Genomic DNA, 17970 nt, shown 5'->3' with positions numbered 1-17970 from the left:
CTTGGTAGAGCACGATCAGCGGTTTGCCAGGTCCGTCCCGCATCAGACTTCCTGAACGTACATGAATTGTCTGAATTCCTGTTCGACAGCCTTTCTGGCTTCATGCATTTCGTACTCCACTTTCTCGAACAGTTTTTGCAGATTAGGCGTTTCACCTTGCCCCAGTGACTCACCTGAACGCATAGCTATTCTGGACTGATCCAGCGTCTTTGCTGCAGAGACATAAAAGTTGGAGATTTTTTCTGAGGTCTTTTTTGAGAAATAGATTTTGTTTTTTTCATAGCTTTCAACAAAGGCATCAAATTTGGGTAATGCGCTTTCATAGGCCTGTTGAATTGACGGTCGTTTCCTTCCGAAATAATCCGGGCGGATTGTGTCGTATATCGCTTCGTGAAGATCGACAAGCAGCTTGTAGCTTTCGTCGATGAACATGGCTCTTTTCTCGATGAGCTTGGCATGGCTAAGCTGAACCGTGTGGCGTTCAATTTGTAATGCGTGCTCGAGGCTTTGTGTCTGACGAGTGTGTTCGGTTTTGAGCTGCTGTATAAAAATCTCGTTACGGGCCTTATCTTTCGAATTGATCCGGTCTCTCCACACATTACCCAGCCATGCGGATAAACCGGCAATGGTGACACCACTACTGATCTGGCCCATTAAAGAGTTAAAAAATCCATCCATGCTGCACTGCTCTCCTGCGAAAACGGTTGAAAAAAGTAGGGCTCATCAGACCTTCTTCGGTCCCAAAGCCATATCGTGGATACGTCCGGCGGGAAGATCGATTCCGGAGGCAAGTTGTAAGGTGGTCTTATTGTTTTTTTCAAAAGTGCTGATGTCTATCGCCGCAGCATGCAAAGCCTCGATCCAGTCGCCAGCACTTTCAATCTTGCCTTTGAGTTGCAATTCATCGCGGACTTTTGAGTCAAAGGCGGGGCCGACGCGGCCATTGGTGACCAGCATGACGGCCTTGGAAATTCCGACGACTCCAGCAAGACCTTGACGTGGAGCCCTTTTCTTACGATTCGGATTGTTGCGTTCATAGGACAATCTTTCAAAGGTATTCCAAAGCTCATGCAGGGCCTGAATGGTTCGCGGGTTGAAAGAGTTTTCAACCGCCATGTCGAATCTGCTTAAGATTTGGACATAGGGTAGTGCCTGAGCAAACAGATCATCTATGTAAGGGGCGGGGTGTACCGCCGTGCCTATGGTTGCAAGGTGCCTCATGGGGTTGCCCCGGCAGGCTTGCCAACGACCTAATGTCAGTTTCAGTTCATGAGGGCGAAGCTGACTCGGAGTGTTCAGCCAGTCGCTCCAATGCTGCATGTAGACAGGATTGAACTGAGCGATTCTTTGCTGGAGTTCGGCAATGGTTTCCATGGCAATGCCTGGCATGTGATCTCACCTTGCATGTTTAAAAAAAACGATCAATAGGGGGCAGGAGCAGTTCTGAATTCGGTGCCGTCAATTTGGTTGCAGTGAAGCGAAAGCTGTCTGTCTGGGTTTGACCAGTGCCAGATATACTCCCGCACCATTGCCAGGAACAATGTAGTTGGCGTCGCATAGATCTGTCACCAGGGTCGGTGCCATGGCCAGCTCAAGTTGGGGAGCCGATGCGTATCGGGAAGTGCTATCGCTCAGGCTTTCGCTAAAGGTGTTTAAAAACTCTTCGCAGGTCGCGAATTTTCCATAGCTGTAGCCACCTTGCTGGTCCTGGTAAAAGCGTGAGTAGACCAGCAATACAATGCCCCAACGTTCGATGACCTCGTTGGGCTTAGTTGAGGGAATGGGCTTGATCAGATCTTCACGAATGCCCTTGATTTTCTCGTAAGCGTTCTTGTTGTTGTGAACGATCTTGAATTCGATAGCCTTCGACGGTGCTTCACCGTAGCTGTCCTCGACCCAGATATCGACTTTGCGCCGTTCGGCGGCGATCAGCCAACGGGGAACATTGATGCGGTCAGACAGTGTGCAGTCCGGTTTGAACGCTTCATGATCATCCAACTGGCCGCCAAGACCGAACCGATTCCGGTAGATGTCAAGTAGCGCCGCGGACTCCAGACTCAGCCACAGCTCCGGCGCTACGGTGACCACGATTGATTTGAGGATGCGTTTGCGTTCTTCCTGTTGCAGGTGAGTCAACAGAAAATCGGTAAAGGCGGGAACAAAGGACATGGGATCTCCGTATCAGGTCCGAGAGCTGGTGCAAGGCGGATCTGCTGCCCGACATCATAAAGCGGGGCAACGGAAAAAACCGTTGCCCCGAAGGACTTTCTGACGCTACGGAGATTGCGTTCGCTAATAGGCCGATTGCAGTTTGCGGTCAACTCAGCGAAACGCTGGTACCACGTGTTTGATAAACAGCTCCAGAGATTTTTTCTTCTCCGCGTGGGGCAAGCTGTTGTCGCACCAGAAGCTGAACTCATCGACCCCGAGTTCCTGGTAATACTTGATGCGGGGGATGATTTCTTCCGCGGTGCCGATCATGGCGGTCTTGTGCAGGCTCTCCAGTTCGAACTCCGGACGTTCGGCGAACTTCTTTTCCGGGCTCGGCGCCAGGAAGCCGTTGACCGGCACTTCCTTGTTGCCGAACCAGGCATCGAACGTGCGATAGAACTTTGAGATCGCCTTGGCCCCGACTTTCCAGCCTTCCGGGTCATCGGCCGCGTGGACGTGGGTGTGACGCAGCACCATCAGTTGCGGGCGTGGTACGTCCGGGTTGTTATCGAGAGCGGCCTGGAACTTGTTCTTCAGGTCTAGGACTTCTTCGTCGCCCTTCATCAGCGGCGTGACCATGACGTTGCAGCCGTTGGCCACGGCGAAGTTGTGCGAGTCCGGGTCGCGGGCGGCGATCCACATTGGCGGATTGGGTTTCTGGATCGGCTTCGGCACGCTGGTGGACGTCGGGAATTTCCAGATATCGCCATCGTGAGCGTAATCGCCTTGCCACAGGGCGCGCACCACCGGAACCATCTCGCGCAGCGCCTGGCCGCCGGAGGAGGCGGGCATGCCGCCGGCCATGCGGTCGAACTCCACCTGATAGGCGCCACGGGCCAGACCGACTTCCATGCGACCGTTACTGATCACGTCCAGCAATGCGCATTCGCCGGCGACCCGCAACGGGTGCCAGAACGGCGCGATGATGGTGCCGGCGCCGAGGTGAATGGTGGTGGTTTTGGCCGCCAGGTAGGCCAGCAGTGGCATCGGGCTTGGCGAGATGGTGTATTCCATGGCGTGGTGTTCGCCGATCCAGACGGTGCTGAAGCCACCGGCCTCGGCCATCAGGGTCAGTTCGGTCAGGTCTTCGAACAACTGGCGGTGGCTGACGCTTTCGTCCCAACGTTCCATGTGCACGAACAGGGAAAACTTCATGACGCTTACCTCGGATCTTTTGTTGTTGGCCGGTCGATCGGGAGCCGACTGGCTGATTATTGGAGTGTCGACATTCGCAATGTGCGCAATCTATCTCTGAGTATTGTCGAATCAGGCGAACACGGGCAGGGCGCCCATCTTGCCGTGGCAATACACCAGTGGCCCGGCGTTCTGCTGGGGCACAATCAGGTTCTTCACCGCACCGACCATGATCGCGTGGTCGCCCCCTTCGTATTCGCGCCACAGCTCGCATTCGATCACCGCCGTGGCGTTAGCCAGAATCGGGTTGCCCAGCTCGCTCAAGGTCCATTCGATGCCTTGCGCCTTGTCTTTGCCTTTGCGCGCGAAGGCATAGGCTTCGCTCTGCTGGCCACCGGACAGGACGTGAATGGCAAAGCGTTTGTTCTTGATCAGTACCGGATAGGAATCGGAGCTGTAGTTGGGGCAGAACAGCACCAGGGCCGGGTCCATGGACAGCGAGCTGAAGGCGCTGGCGGTCAGGCCGACGATTTGGCCGTCGTCATCCAGCGTGGTGATCACAGTCACCCCGGAAGGAAACGAACCCATCACTTGTTTGTAGATGGCGGCATCGATCATGGGACGGTCCTCTGGGAGTGTAATGCGGGTTTTTATGTGTTTGTAGGTCTGATGGTATACCGTAATACATAGTTTGCAAGGGCTTTTTTTTTGGCCTGATAAACGTACGTGTTCGGCCTTTGAGTCAACGTTTACAGGGCTTTTAGCTAGGTAGTGGGCGCGTTTTGCGGTGTGATTGCGGATCAGATGGGTTCTAAAAGACCGGATCAGTCTTGTTTAAAAGATGGAATACCATAATATGGCCGGCATCTGAGGGGTGGCCAAAGAGCTCCCCCGGTTTGGCTGCATACAACTATAAGATCAGACAAACTAGAGTTCATTGCACATGTCCCAGATGTCCCGGCAAGACCCCCTGATCGAGAATCATACGGTCGATTACGTCCCACTCGCGGAACGCCACGGGAAGGCCCGCGACCTTTTCACTTTATGGTTCAGTACCAACATCGCGCCGTTGCCCATCGTGACCGGCGCCATGGTGGTCCAAGTGTTCCACCTCGACCTGTTTTGGGGGCTGCTGGCGATTGCGCTCGGGCACATGGTTGGCGGTCTGGTGATTGCCCTCGCGTCGGCCCAGGGCCCGCGCATGGGGATTCCGCAGATGGTGCAGAGCCGCGGCCAGTTCGGCCGTTACGGTGCGCTGCTGATCGTGTTTTTCGCTGCGCTGATCTACATCGGTTTCTTCATCTCCAACATCGTCCTGGCCGGAAAGTCGATTGTCGGAATTGTGCCTTCGGTTCCGGTGCCGGCGAGCATCCTCATCGGCGCCCTGAGCGCCACCGCGATCGGGGTGATCGGCTACCGCTTCATTCACACCCTCAATCGCATCGGCACCTGGGTCATGGGCAGTGCCTTGCTTGCCGGTTTCCTTTACATCTTCGCCCACGACCTGCCGGCAGACTTCTTCACTCGTGGCGGTTTCAACCTGTCGGGCTGGCTGGCTACGGTGTCGTTGGGAATCATCTGGCAGATCAGCTTCTCGCCTTATGTGTCGGACTACTCCCGTTACCTGCCGGCGGATATCGGTATTGCCAAGCCGTTCTGGGCCACTTATCTGGGCGCGACCCTGGGCACCATTCTCTCGTTCACCTTCGGTGCGGTGGCGGTGCTGGCGACGCCGGAAGGCACCGAGGCGATGGCAGCGGTGAAGCAATCCACCGGCTGGCTGGGGCCGATTCTGATGGTGCTGTTTTTGCTCAACATCATCAGCCACAACGCCTTGAATCTGTATGGCGCGGTGCTGTCGATCATCACCTCGATCCAGACCTTCGCCAGCCAATGGACGCCGAGTATCAAGGTGCGCGTGGTGTTGTCGAGTGGGGTGCTGGCGGGGTGCTGCTTCGTCGCATTGGGCGCTTCCGCAGACTTCATCTCGCAGTTCATCGGCCTGATTTTGGCGCTGTTGCTGGTACTGGTGCCTTGGGCGTCGATCAACCTGATTGATTTCTATCTGATCAAGCGTGGCAGCTATGACATTGCCTCGATCTTCCGTGCGGATGGCGGGATTTACGGGTGTTTCAATCTGCATGCGATCGTTGCGTATTTCATCGGGATTATTGTGCAGCTGCCGTTTGCCAATACGTCGTTGTATGTCGGGCCGTATGCCAATTTGGTGGAAGGGGCTGATCTGTCGTGGCTGGTGGGGTTGGTGGTGACTTGCCCGTTGTATTATTGCCTGGCTACCCGCAGTCAAGCGCAAGAGCGCAAAGCTTCCAGACTCGGTTATGCCGATTAATCAAACCCGTTTTCTGTTCGTCTGAGATGCCCGGCCTGTGCCGGGCATTTTCGTTTGGATGGCGAACAGAGGGGAGAGCTGAAGGCGCACATTTGATCGGTACCAAGCTCGGATGCTGTGCCCACTCAAGATTCACTGTGTGAGCTTGCTGGAGGAAGCGGTTGGTCAGGGGCGACGGCGTTGTTGGCTGTCGAGAGGGAGATACACATCCGCTCGGAGCAGGACACGGATGCTGTGTTCGTGGCGATCCCGGGGCCTTTGCTCGTGAAAGCGATGAGTCAGGCAGAGGGGATAGTGAGATCAAAAAAAGGCCGCTGCAACCCGACGTTGCAGCGACCAGAGGGTGACAGATAACGTGCGGTCCACTGGCATGGGACCGCTTGAGGATCAATGCGCGCCAGCAGCCTTGTTCAGATCGCTTTCAGCCCATTCGGTATAAACGCAGGCATCCGCAGTGGCCCAGCGCACGCGCACCGGGTCGCCAGCCTTGAGCGGCATGCCGGCGGCAGAGAGGGCCTTGACGGTCATCGACGTGCCGCCCGAGGTCACCACGCTGCAAGTCTGGCTTTCACCGAGGAACAGCACTTCAGTGACCACGGCCGAAACTTCATTCCAGCCCGCTGCCAACGGTTCCTGTGCAGCTTGCTCGACACTCAAGGCCAAGGCTTTTTCCGGACGCACCATCAGCAAAACATCCTGATCAGTCTGCAACCCGGCGGTCAGGCGAATCGACAGAGACTGACCTTCAAACGAAGCCGCCGCATTACCCTGGGCCTTGAGCTTGAGGAAGTTGGAGTTGCCAAGAAACGAGGCAACGAAGGCATTTGGCGGGTTCTGATACAGATTAAAACCGCTGCCCAACCCAACGATTTTGCCGTGACTGAAAATCGCGATGCGCTGAGACAGACGCATGGCTTCTTCCTGGTCGTGGGTCACGTAGATAATGGTGATACCCAGACGCCGATGCAGCTGACGCAGTTCGTCCTGCAAATCTTCGCGCAGCTTTTTGTCCAAAGCGCCGAGAGGTTCGTCCATCAGCAGGATGCGTGGCTCGTAGACCAGCGCCCGAGCGATCGCCACTCGTTGCTGCTGACCACCGGAAAGTTGTGAAGGGCGGCGATGGGCGAATTGTTCCAGTTGCACCAGTTTGAGCATGGCGTCGACCCGGCGCTCACGCTCGCTGGCGGCCAGCTTGCGGATGGCCAGCGGAAACGCGATGTTGTCGCGCACCGACAGGTGCGGAAACAGCGAATAACGCTGGAACACCATGCCGATGTCACGCTTGTGCGGCGGTACGTTGACCAGCGACTGGCCATTGACCTGGATCTCGCCGCTGCTCGGGGTTTCGAAGCCGGCGAGCATCGACAGGGTGGTGCTTTTGCCGGAGCCGCTGGAGCCGAGGAAGGTCAGGAATTCGCCGTCCTTGATGTCCAGCGAGATGTCGTCCACGGCAGCGAAGTCGCCGTAGTACTTGTTCAGGTTGCGCAGGCTGACCAGCGGTTTGTCGTTCTGCTGCGCGGAATCTTTGATCACGGCACTCATGTCGTACTCCTGTGCGCTCAGGCGCTGATTTGATTGCGCCGGCGAACGGCGGTGGCGATGACCATGACCAATACCGAGAGGCCGATCAGCAGCGTCGAGGCGACGGCGATCACGGGCGTCAGGTCCTGGCGCAGGGTGGTCCACATTTTCACGGGAAGGGTTTGCAGGGTCGGGCTGGCCATCATCACGCTCAGCACCACTTCATCCCACGACACCAGGAACGCGAACAGCGCACCGGCGACCATGCCCGGGCGGATTGCCGGAAAGGTCACCTTGAACACCGCTTGCAGTCGCGAGGCGCCACAGATCACCGCGGCATCCTCGATGGACTGATCGAACAGCTTCAGCGAGTTGATGATCGAGATGATGGTGAACGGTAGCGCCACGATGACGTGGCTGACCACGAAAGCGAACATCGTTCCGGTGTAGCCGAGTTTGAGAAACAGCGCGTACACCGCCACCGCGATGATCACCAGCGGCACGATCATCGGTAGGGTGAACAGACCGTAGAGCATTTCCCGTCCTGGAAAGCGCCCGCGTACCAAGGCAAAAGCGGTCGGCAAACCCAGGGCTACCGCGCAGATCGTGGTCAGCACGGCGACCTTGAGGCTGGCCATGGCTGCGTTCATCCAATCGGGATTGGAGAAGAACTGGCCGTACCATTTCAGCGTCCAGCCCGGCGGCGGAAACACCAGCCACTGGGAGGAACCGAAGGACAGCAGCACGATGAACACGATCGGCAAAAGCAGGAACAGCGAGATCAAACCGGTGGTGAAATACAGGCCGAAACGCATGCGCCGGCTCATGGCATTGGGGGTCAGGAGCATGACGGCTTACCTCGAGTTGCTGGCGCCAACCGGGGATTCCGGCTGGAGCTTCAGGTAGAAGTAGAACAACACCAGCGTGATCACGATCAGCAAGGCTGCACCGGCGCTGGCCAGTCCCCAATTGAGGAACGACTGCACCTGCTGAATGATGAATTCCGGCAGCATCATGTTCTGCGCGCCGCCCAGCAGTGCCGGGGTCACGTAGTAACCGAGGGACATCACAAACACCATCAGGCCGCCGGAGAACAGCCCCGGCCGGCACAGCGGCAGGAATACCCGGAAGAAGTTGGTCCAGGGGCTGGCGCCGCAAATCGAACCGGCCTGCAGAATCATCGGGTCGATGGCCTGCATGGTTGCCTGCAACGGCAGCACGATGAACGGGATCATGATGTAACTCATGCCGATCACCACGCCGGTCAGGTTGTGCACCATTTCCAGTGGCTGATCGATGATGCCCATTGCCATCAGCGCTTTGTTGATTACACCGGACGCCTGCAACAGCACCAGCCAGGAATAGGTCCGCGCCAACAGGCTGGTCCACATCGACAGCAGCACAATGTTGAGGACCCAGCGGCCCCAGCCACGAGGCACCAGCGTGATCGCCCACGCTAGAGGAAAGCCCAGCAGCAGGCTGAACAGGGTCACCAGCCCGGCCACCGAGAAGGTGTTGAGCAAGACCCGGGCGTAAGCCGAGTTGGCGAACAGTTGTTCGTAGTTACCCAGGCCCGGCACTGGTTCCAGTACGCCCCGCAGCAGCAGACCAATCAGCGGCGCCAGAAAGAACAGGCCGAGAAACAGCAGGGCGGGGATCAGGTTGCTTGAACCGCGCCAGCGCTGTGCCAGGGAAGGGGATTGGTTCATCACAGCCGCCTTGCCGGAAACCGCCCCGGCAGCGCCAGCGGCGCTCCCGGTCTGCGTAGGTTGACGGGACGCTGTTGCCGTCATTTTCATTTGACCAGCCATTCGTTCCACCGTGTCGCGATGGCCGGACCGTTCTTGGCCCAGTACGCGAAATCAAGAGTGATCTGATCCTTAGCGTAGGCAGTCGGCAGGTTAGGGGCGAGCACCGAATCCAGGCGCGCCACGCTGTCGACGTTGACTGGCGCATAGGCGGTCAGGTTGGAGAAGTCAGCTTGTCCTTTGGCGCTGCTGGCGTTGGCCAAAAACTTCATGGCGGCGGCCTTGTTTTTCGAGCCTTTAGGGATGACCAGAATGTCGGCCATGACCAGGTTCTGTTTCCAGCTCACGCCCACCGGTGCGCCATCCTGTTGCAGGGCGTAGATGCGGCCGTTCCAGAACTGCCCGAGGCTCGCTTCACCTGAGGCCAGCAACTGTTGCGACTGCGCGCCGCCGCCCCACCAGACGATGTCTTTCTTGATGGTGTCGAGTTTTTTGAAGGCGCGATCCAGGTCCAGCGGATACAGCTTGTCGGCGGGTACACCGTCGGCCAGCAGAGCCAGTTCGAGCACGCCGGGGCTTGGCCATTTGTAGAGGGCGCGTTTGCCAGGGTAGGTCTTGGTGTCGAACAGCGCGGACCAATCTTGAGGTTTGCCGGCACCGAGCTTGCCTTCGTTGTAACCGAGGACGAAGGAGAAGTAGAACGAGCCGACGCCATGGTCAGAGACGAAGCGCGGGTCGATTTTGTCGCGCTGGATCACCGAGAAGTCGAGGGGTTCGAGCAAGCCTTCAGCTGCCGCGCGCAAGGCAAAGTCCGCCTCGACGTCGACCACGTCCCATTGCACGTTGCCGCTTTCGACCATGGCTTTGAGTTTGCCATAGTCGGTAGGACCATCCTGGACCACGGTGATGCCGCTGGCCTTGCTGAACGGATCGGCCCAGGCCTGCTTCTGTGCATCCTGGGTGCTGCCGCCCCAGCTGACGAAGTTGACGCTTTCAGCCGCCATCAGCGCCTGGCTGGTCATGCTCAACAAACCCGCAAAAAGCATTGCGGTTACACCTTTGTTCAACACCATTTTTACGCCCTCATTTGTTGTGTTTGTGAGCGGGCTGTTGATGCCCGCCTATCGGGAGCAGTAGGTCCATCTGGCCTCTAAAGGCGACCGTGCCAAGGGCTGTTGTTGGTGCTTTCCCTGTCGGGGGCCCTTGGTTGGAATGTTCGGTCTATGGAATATCATATTATGGTATTCCAAACTTTGTGCAAGCACTTTGCCTTACCGGCTATCAGCCAAAAGCGGTTTTTGTGGCGAAGCGAAAGAACCGCTTTCGTAGGAGCCAGGGGATCATCCGGTGAACGGGATACTCTCGACCACTTCCAGGTCGTAACCGGTCAAGCCTGCGTATTTCAGCGGTGGGCCGAGATGACGCAACTTGCCCACGCCGAGATCCTGCAGAATCTGCGCCCCGGTCCCTACTTCAGAATAGATGCGCGATTGCGAACGGCTGAATTGTCGTGGCGGCTGAGTGAGTTGGGGCACGCGTTCCAGCAGCGCTTGCGACGACTCATGATTGGCCAGCACGACCACCACGCCGCGACCTTCTTCAGCCACCCGTTGCAGCGCGGCCCACAACGTCCAGTTGGACGGGCCGCTGTACTGCGCGCCGACCAGATCGCGCAGCGGATCGATCACATGCACCCGCACCAGGGTGGGTTCTTCTCGACGAATGTCACCCATGACCATCGCCATGTGCACGCCACCTTCGATGCGGTCCTCGAAGGTGATCAGGCGGAAGGTGCCATGCACCGTCGGCAGCTCGCGTTCGCCTATGCGCACCACGGTGTGTTCGGTGCTGAGCCGGTAGTGGATCAGATCGGCGATGGTGCCGATCTTGATCCCGTGTTTACGGGCGAACACTTCCAGATCCGGGCGGCGGGCCATGGTGCCGTCGTCGTTCATCACTTCGACGATCACCGAGGCGGGAGTGAAACCCGCCAGGCGAGCGAGGTCGCAACCGGCTTCGGTGTGGCCGGCACGGGTCAGCACGCCGCCTTCCTTGGCGCGTAGCGGGAAGATATGGCCGGGCTGCACAATGTCCGTGGGACCTGCGTTGGCGGCTACGGCGGCGGCAACGGTACACGTCCGATCGGCGGCGGAAATACCGGTGGTCACACCCACAGCGGCCTCGATGGATACGGTGAACGCGGTGCTGAACACACTGCCATTGCTCGGCACCATCTGCTCCAGACCCAGGCGCTGGCAGTGCTCGTCGGTCAGGGTCAGGCAAATCAATCCGCGCGCTTCACGAGCCATGAAGCTGATGGCCTCGGCGGTGCAATGGTCGGCGGCGATCAGCAGGTCGCCTTCGTTTTCCCGGTCCTCGTCATCGACCAGCAGCACCATCTTGCCTTGCCGGTAATCTTCGATGATTTCTTCGATGCTGTTGAAGGCCATGCTGGAACTCTCAGTGTTTGGTGGGTATATTTATTGGTATACCATAATACAAAATAAACCAAGAGGTCACTATGAAGGCGTACTGGATTGCTCACGTGGATGTCACCGACCCCGATCAATACAGCCAATACACCCAGCGCGCCCCGGCGGCGTTCGCTTTATATGGCGGGCGGATGCTGGCCCGGGGCGGGCGCAGCGAAGCGATGGAAGGTCGGCCGACACCGCAACGCAGTGTGGTCATCGAGTTCGATTCTTACGAGCAGGCGCTGGCCTGTTATCACAGCGAGCAATATCAGGAGGCGAAACGGCACCGCGAGGGTGTGGCCCGGGCCGAGGTAATCATTGTCGAGGGCGTGACGCCCTAGGATATGTCAGCGAATGAAGTGGATCTTGCCGGTATCGTCGTTGCCGATGTAGATGCCGTAGACCCCGGCCTGGCGTTCCTCGATATAGCGTTCGAGGATCTGCCGGATTGCCGGGTAATAGATGCTGTCCCAGGGAATGTCCTCGGGCGCGAAGAATTTGTAGTCCAGGGTTTCCGGGCCGTATTGGCCGGTGATCTCCAGCGCGATGGCGCGGAAAATGATGTACACCTCGCTGATCTTCGGCACGCTGAAGATCGAGTAGGGCGAGAGAATTTCCGCGCGCACGCCGCTCTCTTCCCAGACTTCGCGCAGCGCCGCCTGCTCGGTGGTCTCGCCGCCTTCCATGAAGCCCGCCGGCAGCGTCCAGGTACCGGGGCGCGGCGGGATCGCGCGTTGGCACAGCAGGTACTTGCCGTCCTGCTCGATGATGCAGCCGGCAATGATTTTCGGATTGACGTAATGGATGTAGCCGCAACCACGGCACATCAGACGCTCGTGCGTATCGCCCGGTGGCAGCTGGTGACTGAGATCACCGCCGCCGCACTTTGGACAAAAGCTCGGGCTGAACATGGTTAGCGACCTATGCGAGGTTCTTTGAGCGCGATGGGCAGGGTGATCTCGGGTATTTTTCCAGTCTCTTCCTGTTTGCGCTTGAGGTAATCGAGTGCGACGGTTGCGGCGGCGCGCACGTGGTCGACACAAGCCTGGTGGGCTGCCAGAGGATCGCCGCTCTTGATCGCTTCGACCATGCGTTCCATTTCCTGGTTGCTCACGCCACGGCGATTCTCCTGGGACACCGAAGTCGCCCGCAAGTAACTGATCCGTGCCTGCAACTGACGCAGTTGAGTGGCCGCCACATGATTGCCCGAGCCTTCGAGCAGGACGTCGTAGAAACCTTGAACCGAATCGATCACCTGTTGCAGTTCGCCTTCCTTGAGGGCCTTGCGGTTTTCCTCGAGGGCTTTTTCCAGGGCCTTGATGTCCTTGGCCTTGGCACGCAGGGTGAACAGCTGGACGATCAGGCCTTCGAGCACACAACGCAGCTCATAGATATCCACGGCATCGGCCAGGGTGATGATCGCGACCCGTGGGCCCTTGGCGTCGGCGAATTCCACCAGGCCTTCGGATTCCAGGTGGCGCAAGGCTTCGCGTACGGATGTGCGGCTGACGCCCAGGCGATCGCACAGATCGCGTTCGACCAGACGATCTCCCGGCAAGAGCTGGAAGTTCATGATGGCGCTTCGCAGCTTATCCAGCACGATTTCGCGCAGGGTAACGGGGTTGCGATTGACCTTGAAGCTGTCGTCGAGTGGCAGGCGTTTCATGGGGTCCGCTCTGAGTGTGGCTGTCCATGCAAAAAGAGCACTTCGATCCAGGATCATCGTGCTCACGTCATCAAAACAGCCAAGGGTTAACTGGAGGCCTCGGCATCGGCTTCGGCGAAGGCTTCACGGGCGAGCCGGAAACTGTCTACGGCAGCGGGAACACCGCAATAAATACCGACCTGAAGCAGAATTTCGCGTATTTGTTCACGACTCAGCCCGTTACGCAAGGCGCCGCGTACATGCAGCTTGAGTTCGTGCGGCCGATTGAGGGCCGAAATCATCGCCAAGTTTATCATGCTGCGCTCTTTAAGCGACAAACCCTCACGACCCCAGACGTGGCCCCAGCAGTACTCGGTGACCATCTCCTGAAGAGGCCGGGTGAAGTCGTCGGCGTTTTCGATGGAGCGGTTCACGTAGGCCTCACCCAGTACCTGGGTGCGAATTTTCAGGCCTTTTTCATATTTTTCGTTGCTCATCGCGGTGTGCTCCCAAAATCGTCGAGCCCGCCCATCAGGGTGTATTTGAGTTCGAGGTAATCTTCGATGCCGTACTTGGACCCTTCACGGCCCAGCCCCGAGGATTTGATCCCGCCAAAGGGCGCGACTTCGGTGGAAATCAGCCCTTCGTTGATCCCGACCATGCCGTATTCCAGGGCTTCGCTCATGCGCCAGGCCCGGCCCAGGTCGCGGGTGTAGCAGTAAGCTGCGAGGCCGAATTCGGTGTCATTGGCCAAGTGCACAGCCTCGGCTTCGGTGTCGAAGCGGAACACCGCAGCCAGCGGGCCAAAGGTTTCCTCTTGAGCGACTTTCATGTCACCGGTCACGCCAGCCAGCACGGTTGGCTGGAAGAAGCCGTGCCCCAGTGCATGCCGTTCACCACCGCAAAGCAGTCGGGCGCCTTGGGAGAGGGCGTCCTGAACGTGGTCTTCGACTTTGGCCACGGCGCGTTCGTTGATCAGCGGGCCTTGGGTGACGCCTGCCTCGAAACCACTGCCAACATTCAGTTGAGCCACTCGTTCGGCCAACCGCGCAACAAAAGCTTCATGGATGCCGCTCTGCACCAGGAAGCGATTGGCACAGACACAGGTTTGCCCGGCATTGCGAAACTTGGCGATCAGTGCACCTTCTACGGCTCGCTCCAGATCAGCATCGTCGAACACGATGAAGGGCGCGTTGCCCCCCAGTTCCAGTGAGACTTTTTTCAGCGTTGGCGCGCACTGCGCCATGAGCAATTTGCCGATGGCGGTGGAGCCAGTGAACGACAGTTTGCGCACCAGCGGGCTGGCGGTCAGCTCACCGCCGATGGCCACGGCGTCGCCGGTGATCACGTTGAAAATGCCCGGTGGAATCCCTGCCTGTTCCGCCAACGCGGCCATGGCCAGCGCCGAGAACGGCGTCTCCGGTGCCGGTTTGACGATGCATGGGCAACCGGCCGCGAGCGCCGGGCCGGCCTTGCGGGTGATCATCGCCGCCGGGAAGTTCCATGGGGTGATGGCCGCGACCACGCCGATCGGTTCCTTACTGACCACGATGCGCGCATCGCCTTTGTGGCTGGGAATGGTGTCTCCGTAGATGCGCTTGGCTTCTTCGGCGAACCACTCGATGAAACTCGCGGCGTAAAGGATTTCACCCTTGGCCTCGGCCAGTGGCTTGCCTTGTTCCAGAGTGAGGATTTCTGCCAGGGCGTCGGCGTGCTCTAGCATCAGCGCGTGCCAGCGTTTGAGCGTCTGGCTGCGCTCTTTGGCGGTCAGTGCGCGCCAGGCCGGCCAGGCCTTGTTGGCGGCGGCGATAACCTGACGAGCTTCTGCGGCGCCAAGGTTCGGCACCTGGCCGATCAGTTCGCCGGTGGCCGGGTTGAAAATGTCCTGACAGACGCCATCGGGTGCATTCAGCCACTGGCCGTCGATGTAGGCCTGCTGGCGGAACAGTTGCAAGGCTGCTGGGCTCATGCCGGCTCCCATAGTAGAAGTAAAAAAGGGCCGCACCGGGGGGTGGTTAGACGCAGCCCAAATGTAGACGTCAGGCCAGGGTGGGCAGCGGGCCCAGCTTGCCTTTGTGATAGATCATTGGTGTGACCGGTTGCTCGGGCAGAATCAGGTTCTTCACCGCGCCGACGATAATCGCGTGATCGCCGCCGTCGTATTCACGCCACAGTTCGCACTCGATGATCGCCGTGGCTTTGCGCAGCAACGGGTTGCCCAACTCACTGAGGTGCCAGTCGATGCCTTTGGCCTTGTCCTTGCCTTTCCCTGCAAACGCATAGGCTTCGGCAGTCTGGTCGGCGGACAGCAGATGAATCGCGAATTGCTTGCTGTCACGCAGAATCGGGTACGTGTCCGAGGCATAGTTGGGGCAGAACAGTACCAGTGCCGGATCAATCGACAGCGCACTGAAGGCGCTGGCGGTGATGCCGACGATGCCACCGTCCGGGTCCAGGGTGGTGACCACCGTGACCCCGGAAGGGAACGAGCTCATGACGTCTTTGTAAATGCCAGGTTCGATCATGTCGGCGGTCTCCTAGCGCATCACGAAGGGATCAGGCATGGGTGCCTGAGAGAGGTTGATCCACACCGTTTTCAGCTCGGTGTAGGCCAGCACCGAATCGATGCCGCTCTCGCGTCCATAGCCGCTGTTCTTGAAACCGCCGATCGGCGCCATGGCCGAGACAGCACGGTAGGTGTTGACCCAGATAATCCCCGAGCGAACGTCCCGGGCCAGGCGATGGGCTCGCCCCAGGTCGCGGGTCCAGATGCCGGCGGCGAGGCCGAACTGCGAGTCGTTGGCAATCGCCAGCGCTTCGGCTTCATCTTTGAAACGGATGACCGAGGCCACCGGACCGAACACCTCTTCCTGCATGATCTTCATCGAGTTGCGGTCGCATTCGAACAGGGTTGGCTCATAGAACCAGCCATCCCCCAGATTCTCTGGACGCTTGCCGCCCAGACGCAGACGCGCACCCTCGGCCACGGCATCGGCTACCAAGCCTTCGACCACGGCCAGTTGTTGCGCAGTGGCCATCGGGCCCATTTCGCTACTGTCTTCCTGCGGGTTGCCGATGCGGATGCGCTTGGCGCGTTCGACCAGACGATCAACGAACTCATCGTAGATTTCGTCCTGCACCAACAACCGCGAGCCGGAAACGCAGCTCTGGCCTGATGCCGCATAGATCCCGGCAATCGCACCATTGATAGCGCTGTCGAGGTCAGCGTCGGCAAAGATAATGTTCGGTGATTTGCCGCCCAGTTCCAGCGACAGCTTGGCGAAGTTCTCGGCGCTGCTGCGCACCACATGCCGGGCCGTGGCAGCGCCGCCGGTGAAGGCGATCTTGCGCACCAGCGGATGGCGGGTGAGGGCGGCGCCGGTGCTTGGGCCGTAACCGGTGACCACGTTGACCACGCCCGGCGGGATGCCGGCTTCCAGCGCCAGGCGAGCCAGCTCGAGAATGGTTGCCGAGGCGTGCTCCGACGGTTTGATCACAATGGTGTTGCCTGCCGCGAGGGCCGGCGCCAGTTTGATCGCGGTCAGATAAAGAGGGCTGTTCCACGGAATGATCGCTGCGACCACACCCATGGCTTCGTGCACTGTGTAGGCAAACAGGTCCGGCTTGTCCAGCGGCAAGGTGCCGCCTTCGAGCTTGTCGGCCAGGCCCGCGGTGTAGTGGAAGAACTCCGGCAGGTAGCCGACCTGACCGCGGGTTTCGCGAATCAGTTTGCCATTGTCGCGGCTTTCCAGCTGTGCCAGTTGTTCCTTGTTTTCAGCGATCAGGTCACCGAGGCGCCGCAGCAGTTTGCCCCGAGCGGTGGCGGTGAGGCCTCGCCAGGCCGGGCTGTCGAAAGCCGTCTGCGCAGACTGCACGGCGCGCTCGACATCGGCTTCGTCGGCATCGGGCAATTCAGCCCAGGCTTGAGCCAGAGCCGGGTTCAAACTTTCAAAAGTCTTGCCGGAGAGGGCATCGACCCATTCACCGCCGATGCACATCTGGAAGCGTGCGAGTGTCATGCAACGATCCCCTTTATTTGATTTTGTCGGGTGTTTGCCGTGTCGAGAAACTCCAGCAGCAGCTGGTTGACCAGGCGCGGCGATTCTACGGGCATCATATGCCGCTGCTCGGCGAGCACGGCAACGGTCGCGCCGGGAATGCGTGCGGCCAATTGCTCGGCCATTTCCGGTGTCGAGCCCGGGTCCAGTTCACCGGTGGCGATCAGTGTCGGCACCTGAATGCTGCCCAAGTCGTCGGCGCGGTACATGTCCTGGGTCGCAAACAGTTCGTAGGTGGTCAGGTAACCCTGCGGGTCATTGTCTGCCAGGGTTTGGCGCAAGGCCGCGATCTGTGCCGGATTGGCCGCCTGATATTCGCGGCTGAACCAGCGCGACAGGGCGGCTTCGGCGTTGGCATCCGGTCCGTGCTCGGCCGCTTGAGCGGTGCGGGCGATGACGCCGGCACGCTGTTCGGGACTGCGATTGAACACGCTGTTGAGCACCACCAGGCCTTGCAAGCGTTGCGGGTAATGCAAGGCAAACGCCCGCGCCACCAGCCCGCCCATGGAAAAGCCGATCACGGTTGCCTGAGGCAGTTGCAGGTGGTCGAGCAGTTCCAGCAACTGGTCGGCATAGCCCAGCAGAGGCGTGCCGCTGTCCGGGCGCGGGCTGGCGCCGTGGCCGAGCATGTCGTAGGCAATCACACGGTACTTCGTGGCCAAGCCAACGACCTGGCCGCCCCACATTTCTTTGTTCAGGCCCACGCCGTGGATCAAAACCACGGGCTGGCCTTGGCCGGTCGCCAGGTAACTGGTGCCAGCCGGGGTGCGTTCAGCGGTGAGCCGAATCATGGAGCGCTCCTGCATGCCTTTTTGTTGTTCTTATCGAC

Annotated in this window: 19 protein-coding genes; 2 read left to right on the top strand and 17 right to left on the bottom strand. The window is 59.0% G+C overall.

Translation table 11 applies throughout. From position 1 onward, the window contains the following. Positions 1-42: 42 nt before the first annotated feature. From ACZ89R_RS04425 to ACZ89R_RS04405, 5 genes are all read right to left on the bottom strand, one after another. A complete protein-coding gene (locus ACZ89R_RS04425; RefSeq protein ID WP_429546568.1) occupies positions 43-678 on the bottom strand; it encodes a hypothetical protein in 636 nt (211 codons plus the stop codon). Positions 679-723: 45 nt separating this feature from the next. Further along, positions 724-1389 carry a hypothetical protein gene (locus ACZ89R_RS04420; protein WP_429546569.1) on the bottom strand — a complete coding sequence of 222 codons (666 nt, stop codon included), beginning with the start codon at positions 1387-1389 and terminating at the stop codon, positions 724-726. Positions 1390-1458: 69 nt separating this feature from the next. Further along, positions 1459-2169 (bottom strand): hypothetical protein, encoded by a 711-nt coding sequence (locus ACZ89R_RS04415; RefSeq protein ID WP_429546570.1) that lies wholly within the window; start codon positions 2167-2169, stop codon positions 1459-1461. Between the two features lie 153 nt (positions 2170-2322). Beyond that, entirely contained in the window at positions 2323-3366 is a 1044-nt protein-coding gene (locus ACZ89R_RS04410) for an LLM class flavin-dependent oxidoreductase (RefSeq protein WP_429546571.1), read from the bottom strand. 111 nt (positions 3367-3477) lie between these two features. Further along, positions 3478-3963, bottom strand: a complete 486-nt coding sequence (locus tag ACZ89R_RS04405) for a flavin reductase family protein (protein ID WP_208667910.1) — start codon at positions 3961-3963, stop codon at positions 3478-3480. A gap of 325 nt (positions 3964-4288) precedes the next feature. Here ACZ89R_RS04405 and ACZ89R_RS04400 point away from each other — a divergent pair, with 325 nt between their 5' ends. Next, positions 4289-5695, top strand: a complete 1407-nt coding sequence (locus ACZ89R_RS04400) for a purine-cytosine permease family protein (RefSeq protein WP_429546572.1) — start codon at positions 4289-4291, stop codon at positions 5693-5695. Between the two features lie 387 nt (positions 5696-6082). Here the strand turns inward: ACZ89R_RS04400 and ACZ89R_RS04395 are convergent, their stop codons facing one another. From ACZ89R_RS04395 to ribBA, 5 genes are all read right to left on the bottom strand, one after another. Further along, positions 6083-7237, bottom strand: coding sequence for an ABC transporter ATP-binding protein (locus ACZ89R_RS04395; RefSeq protein WP_429546573.1), 1155 nt, complete (start codon positions 7235-7237; stop codon positions 6083-6085). Positions 7238-7254: 17 nt separating this feature from the next. Next, positions 7255-8064, bottom strand: coding sequence for an ABC transporter permease (locus tag ACZ89R_RS04390; RefSeq protein WP_429546574.1), 810 nt, complete (start codon positions 8062-8064; stop codon positions 7255-7257). A gap of 6 nt (positions 8065-8070) precedes the next feature. Then, positions 8071-9015 (bottom strand): ABC transporter permease, encoded by a 945-nt coding sequence (locus ACZ89R_RS04385; protein WP_201121397.1) that lies wholly within the window; start codon positions 9013-9015, stop codon positions 8071-8073. Then, positions 9012-10037, bottom strand: a complete 1026-nt coding sequence (locus ACZ89R_RS04380) for an ABC transporter substrate-binding protein (RefSeq protein ID WP_123722589.1) — start codon at positions 10035-10037, stop codon at positions 9012-9014. Before ACZ89R_RS04380 ends, ACZ89R_RS04385 begins: the two co-directional genes overlap by 4 nt. A gap of 267 nt (positions 10038-10304) precedes the next feature. After that, entirely contained in the window at positions 10305-11414 is a 1110-nt protein-coding gene (ribBA, locus tag ACZ89R_RS04375) for a bifunctional 3,4-dihydroxy-2-butanone-4-phosphate synthase/GTP cyclohydrolase II (protein WP_429546575.1), read from the bottom strand. 71 nt (positions 11415-11485) lie between these two features. Between ribBA and ACZ89R_RS04370 the strand changes: the two genes are divergently transcribed. Then, entirely contained in the window at positions 11486-11779 is a 294-nt protein-coding gene (locus tag ACZ89R_RS04370; RefSeq protein ID WP_429546576.1) for a DUF1330 domain-containing protein, read from the top strand. Positions 11780-11785: 6 nt separating this feature from the next. Here the strand turns inward: ACZ89R_RS04370 and ACZ89R_RS04365 are convergent, their stop codons facing one another. The 7 genes from ACZ89R_RS04365 to ACZ89R_RS04335 all read right to left on the bottom strand — a co-directional run bounded on the left by ACZ89R_RS04365 (position 11786) and on the right by ACZ89R_RS04335 (position 17932). Then, on the bottom strand, positions 11786-12349 hold the full coding sequence (locus ACZ89R_RS04365; RefSeq protein WP_429546577.1) for an NUDIX hydrolase: 564 nt from the start codon (positions 12347-12349) through the stop codon (positions 11786-11788). Positions 12350-12351: 2 nt separating this feature from the next. Continuing rightward, positions 12352-13104 (bottom strand): GntR family transcriptional regulator, encoded by a 753-nt coding sequence (locus tag ACZ89R_RS04360; RefSeq protein ID WP_095129270.1) that lies wholly within the window; start codon positions 13102-13104, stop codon positions 12352-12354. A gap of 86 nt (positions 13105-13190) precedes the next feature. After that, entirely contained in the window at positions 13191-13580 is a 390-nt protein-coding gene (locus ACZ89R_RS04355) for a carboxymuconolactone decarboxylase family protein (RefSeq protein ID WP_008059553.1), read from the bottom strand. Next, on the bottom strand, positions 13577-15052 hold the full coding sequence (locus ACZ89R_RS04350) for an NAD-dependent succinate-semialdehyde dehydrogenase (protein ID WP_429546578.1): 1476 nt from the start codon (positions 15050-15052) through the stop codon (positions 13577-13579). The genes ACZ89R_RS04355 and ACZ89R_RS04350 overlap by 4 nt, the downstream gene beginning before the upstream one ends. 70 nt (positions 15053-15122) lie before the next feature. Beyond that, positions 15123-15608, bottom strand: a complete 486-nt coding sequence (locus ACZ89R_RS04345) for a flavin reductase family protein (protein WP_074877285.1) — start codon at positions 15606-15608, stop codon at positions 15123-15125. A 12-nt stretch (positions 15609-15620) separates the two neighbouring features. After that, complete coding sequence (locus ACZ89R_RS04340; RefSeq protein WP_305384323.1) at positions 15621-17102, bottom strand: aldehyde dehydrogenase; 1482 nt, start codon at positions 17100-17102, stop codon at positions 15621-15623. Beyond that, entirely contained in the window at positions 17099-17932 is an 834-nt protein-coding gene (locus ACZ89R_RS04335; RefSeq protein WP_429546579.1) for an alpha/beta fold hydrolase, read from the bottom strand. Before ACZ89R_RS04335 ends, ACZ89R_RS04340 begins: the two co-directional genes overlap by 4 nt. Positions 17933-17970: the final 38 nt, after the last annotated feature.

Source organism: Pseudomonas sp. TE3728 (assembly GCF_056279145.1).
Note: the sequence above shows the minus strand (reverse complement) of the source record. Positions and strands in the feature narration are given on the sequence as shown.

Bases quoted from the DNA above. Each gene is read 5' to 3' on its own strand.
- ACZ89R_RS04400 (WP_429546572.1), top strand. From the start codon at position 4,289: ATGTCCCAGATGTCCCGGCAAGACCCCCTGATCGAGAATCATACGGTC.
- ACZ89R_RS04385 (WP_201121397.1), bottom strand. From the start codon at position 9,015: ATGAAAATGACGGCAACAGCGTCCCGTCAACCTACGCAGACCGGGAGC.
- ACZ89R_RS04420 (WP_429546569.1), bottom strand. From the start codon at position 1,389: ATGCCAGGCATTGCCATGGAAACCATTGCCGAACTCCAGCAAAGAATC.
- ACZ89R_RS04370 (WP_429546576.1), top strand. From the start codon at position 11,486: ATGAAGGCGTACTGGATTGCTCACGTGGATGTCACCGACCCCGATCAA.
- ACZ89R_RS04350 (WP_429546578.1), bottom strand. From the start codon at position 15,052: ATGAGCCCAGCAGCCTTGCAACTGTTCCGCCAGCAGGCCTACATCGAC.
- ACZ89R_RS04360 (WP_095129270.1), bottom strand. From the start codon at position 13,104: ATGAAACGCCTGCCACTCGACGACAGCTTCAAGGTCAATCGCAACCCC.
- ACZ89R_RS04425 (WP_429546568.1), bottom strand. From the start codon at position 678: ATGGATGGATTTTTTAACTCTTTAATGGGCCAGATCAGTAGTGGTGTC.
- ACZ89R_RS04365 (WP_429546577.1), bottom strand. From the start codon at position 12,349: ATGTTCAGCCCGAGCTTTTGTCCAAAGTGCGGCGGCGGTGATCTCAGT.
- ribBA (WP_429546575.1), bottom strand. From the start codon at position 11,414: ATGGCCTTCAACAGCATCGAAGAAATCATCGAAGATTACCGGCAAGGC.
- ACZ89R_RS04380 (WP_123722589.1), bottom strand. From the start codon at position 10,037: ATGGTGTTGAACAAAGGTGTAACCGCAATGCTTTTTGCGGGTTTGTTG.
- ACZ89R_RS04410 (WP_429546571.1), bottom strand. From the start codon at position 3,366: ATGAAGTTTTCCCTGTTCGTGCACATGGAACGTTGGGACGAAAGCGTC.
- ACZ89R_RS04340 (WP_305384323.1), bottom strand. From the start codon at position 17,102: ATGACACTCGCACGCTTCCAGATGTGCATCGGCGGTGAATGGGTCGAT.
- ACZ89R_RS04345 (WP_074877285.1), bottom strand. From the start codon at position 15,608: ATGATCGAACCTGGCATTTACAAAGACGTCATGAGCTCGTTCCCTTCC.
- ACZ89R_RS04390 (WP_429546574.1), bottom strand. From the start codon at position 8,064: ATGCTCCTGACCCCCAATGCCATGAGCCGGCGCATGCGTTTCGGCCTG.
- ACZ89R_RS04415 (WP_429546570.1), bottom strand. From the start codon at position 2,169: ATGTCCTTTGTTCCCGCCTTTACCGATTTTCTGTTGACTCACCTGCAA.
- ACZ89R_RS04335 (WP_429546579.1), bottom strand. From the start codon at position 17,932: ATGATTCGGCTCACCGCTGAACGCACCCCGGCTGGCACCAGTTACCTG.
- ACZ89R_RS04395 (WP_429546573.1), bottom strand. From the start codon at position 7,237: ATGAGTGCCGTGATCAAAGATTCCGCGCAGCAGAACGACAAACCGCTG.
- ACZ89R_RS04355 (WP_008059553.1), bottom strand. From the start codon at position 13,580: ATGAGCAACGAAAAATATGAAAAAGGCCTGAAAATTCGCACCCAGGTA.
- ACZ89R_RS04405 (WP_208667910.1), bottom strand. From the start codon at position 3,963: ATGATCGATGCCGCCATCTACAAACAAGTGATGGGTTCGTTTCCTTCC.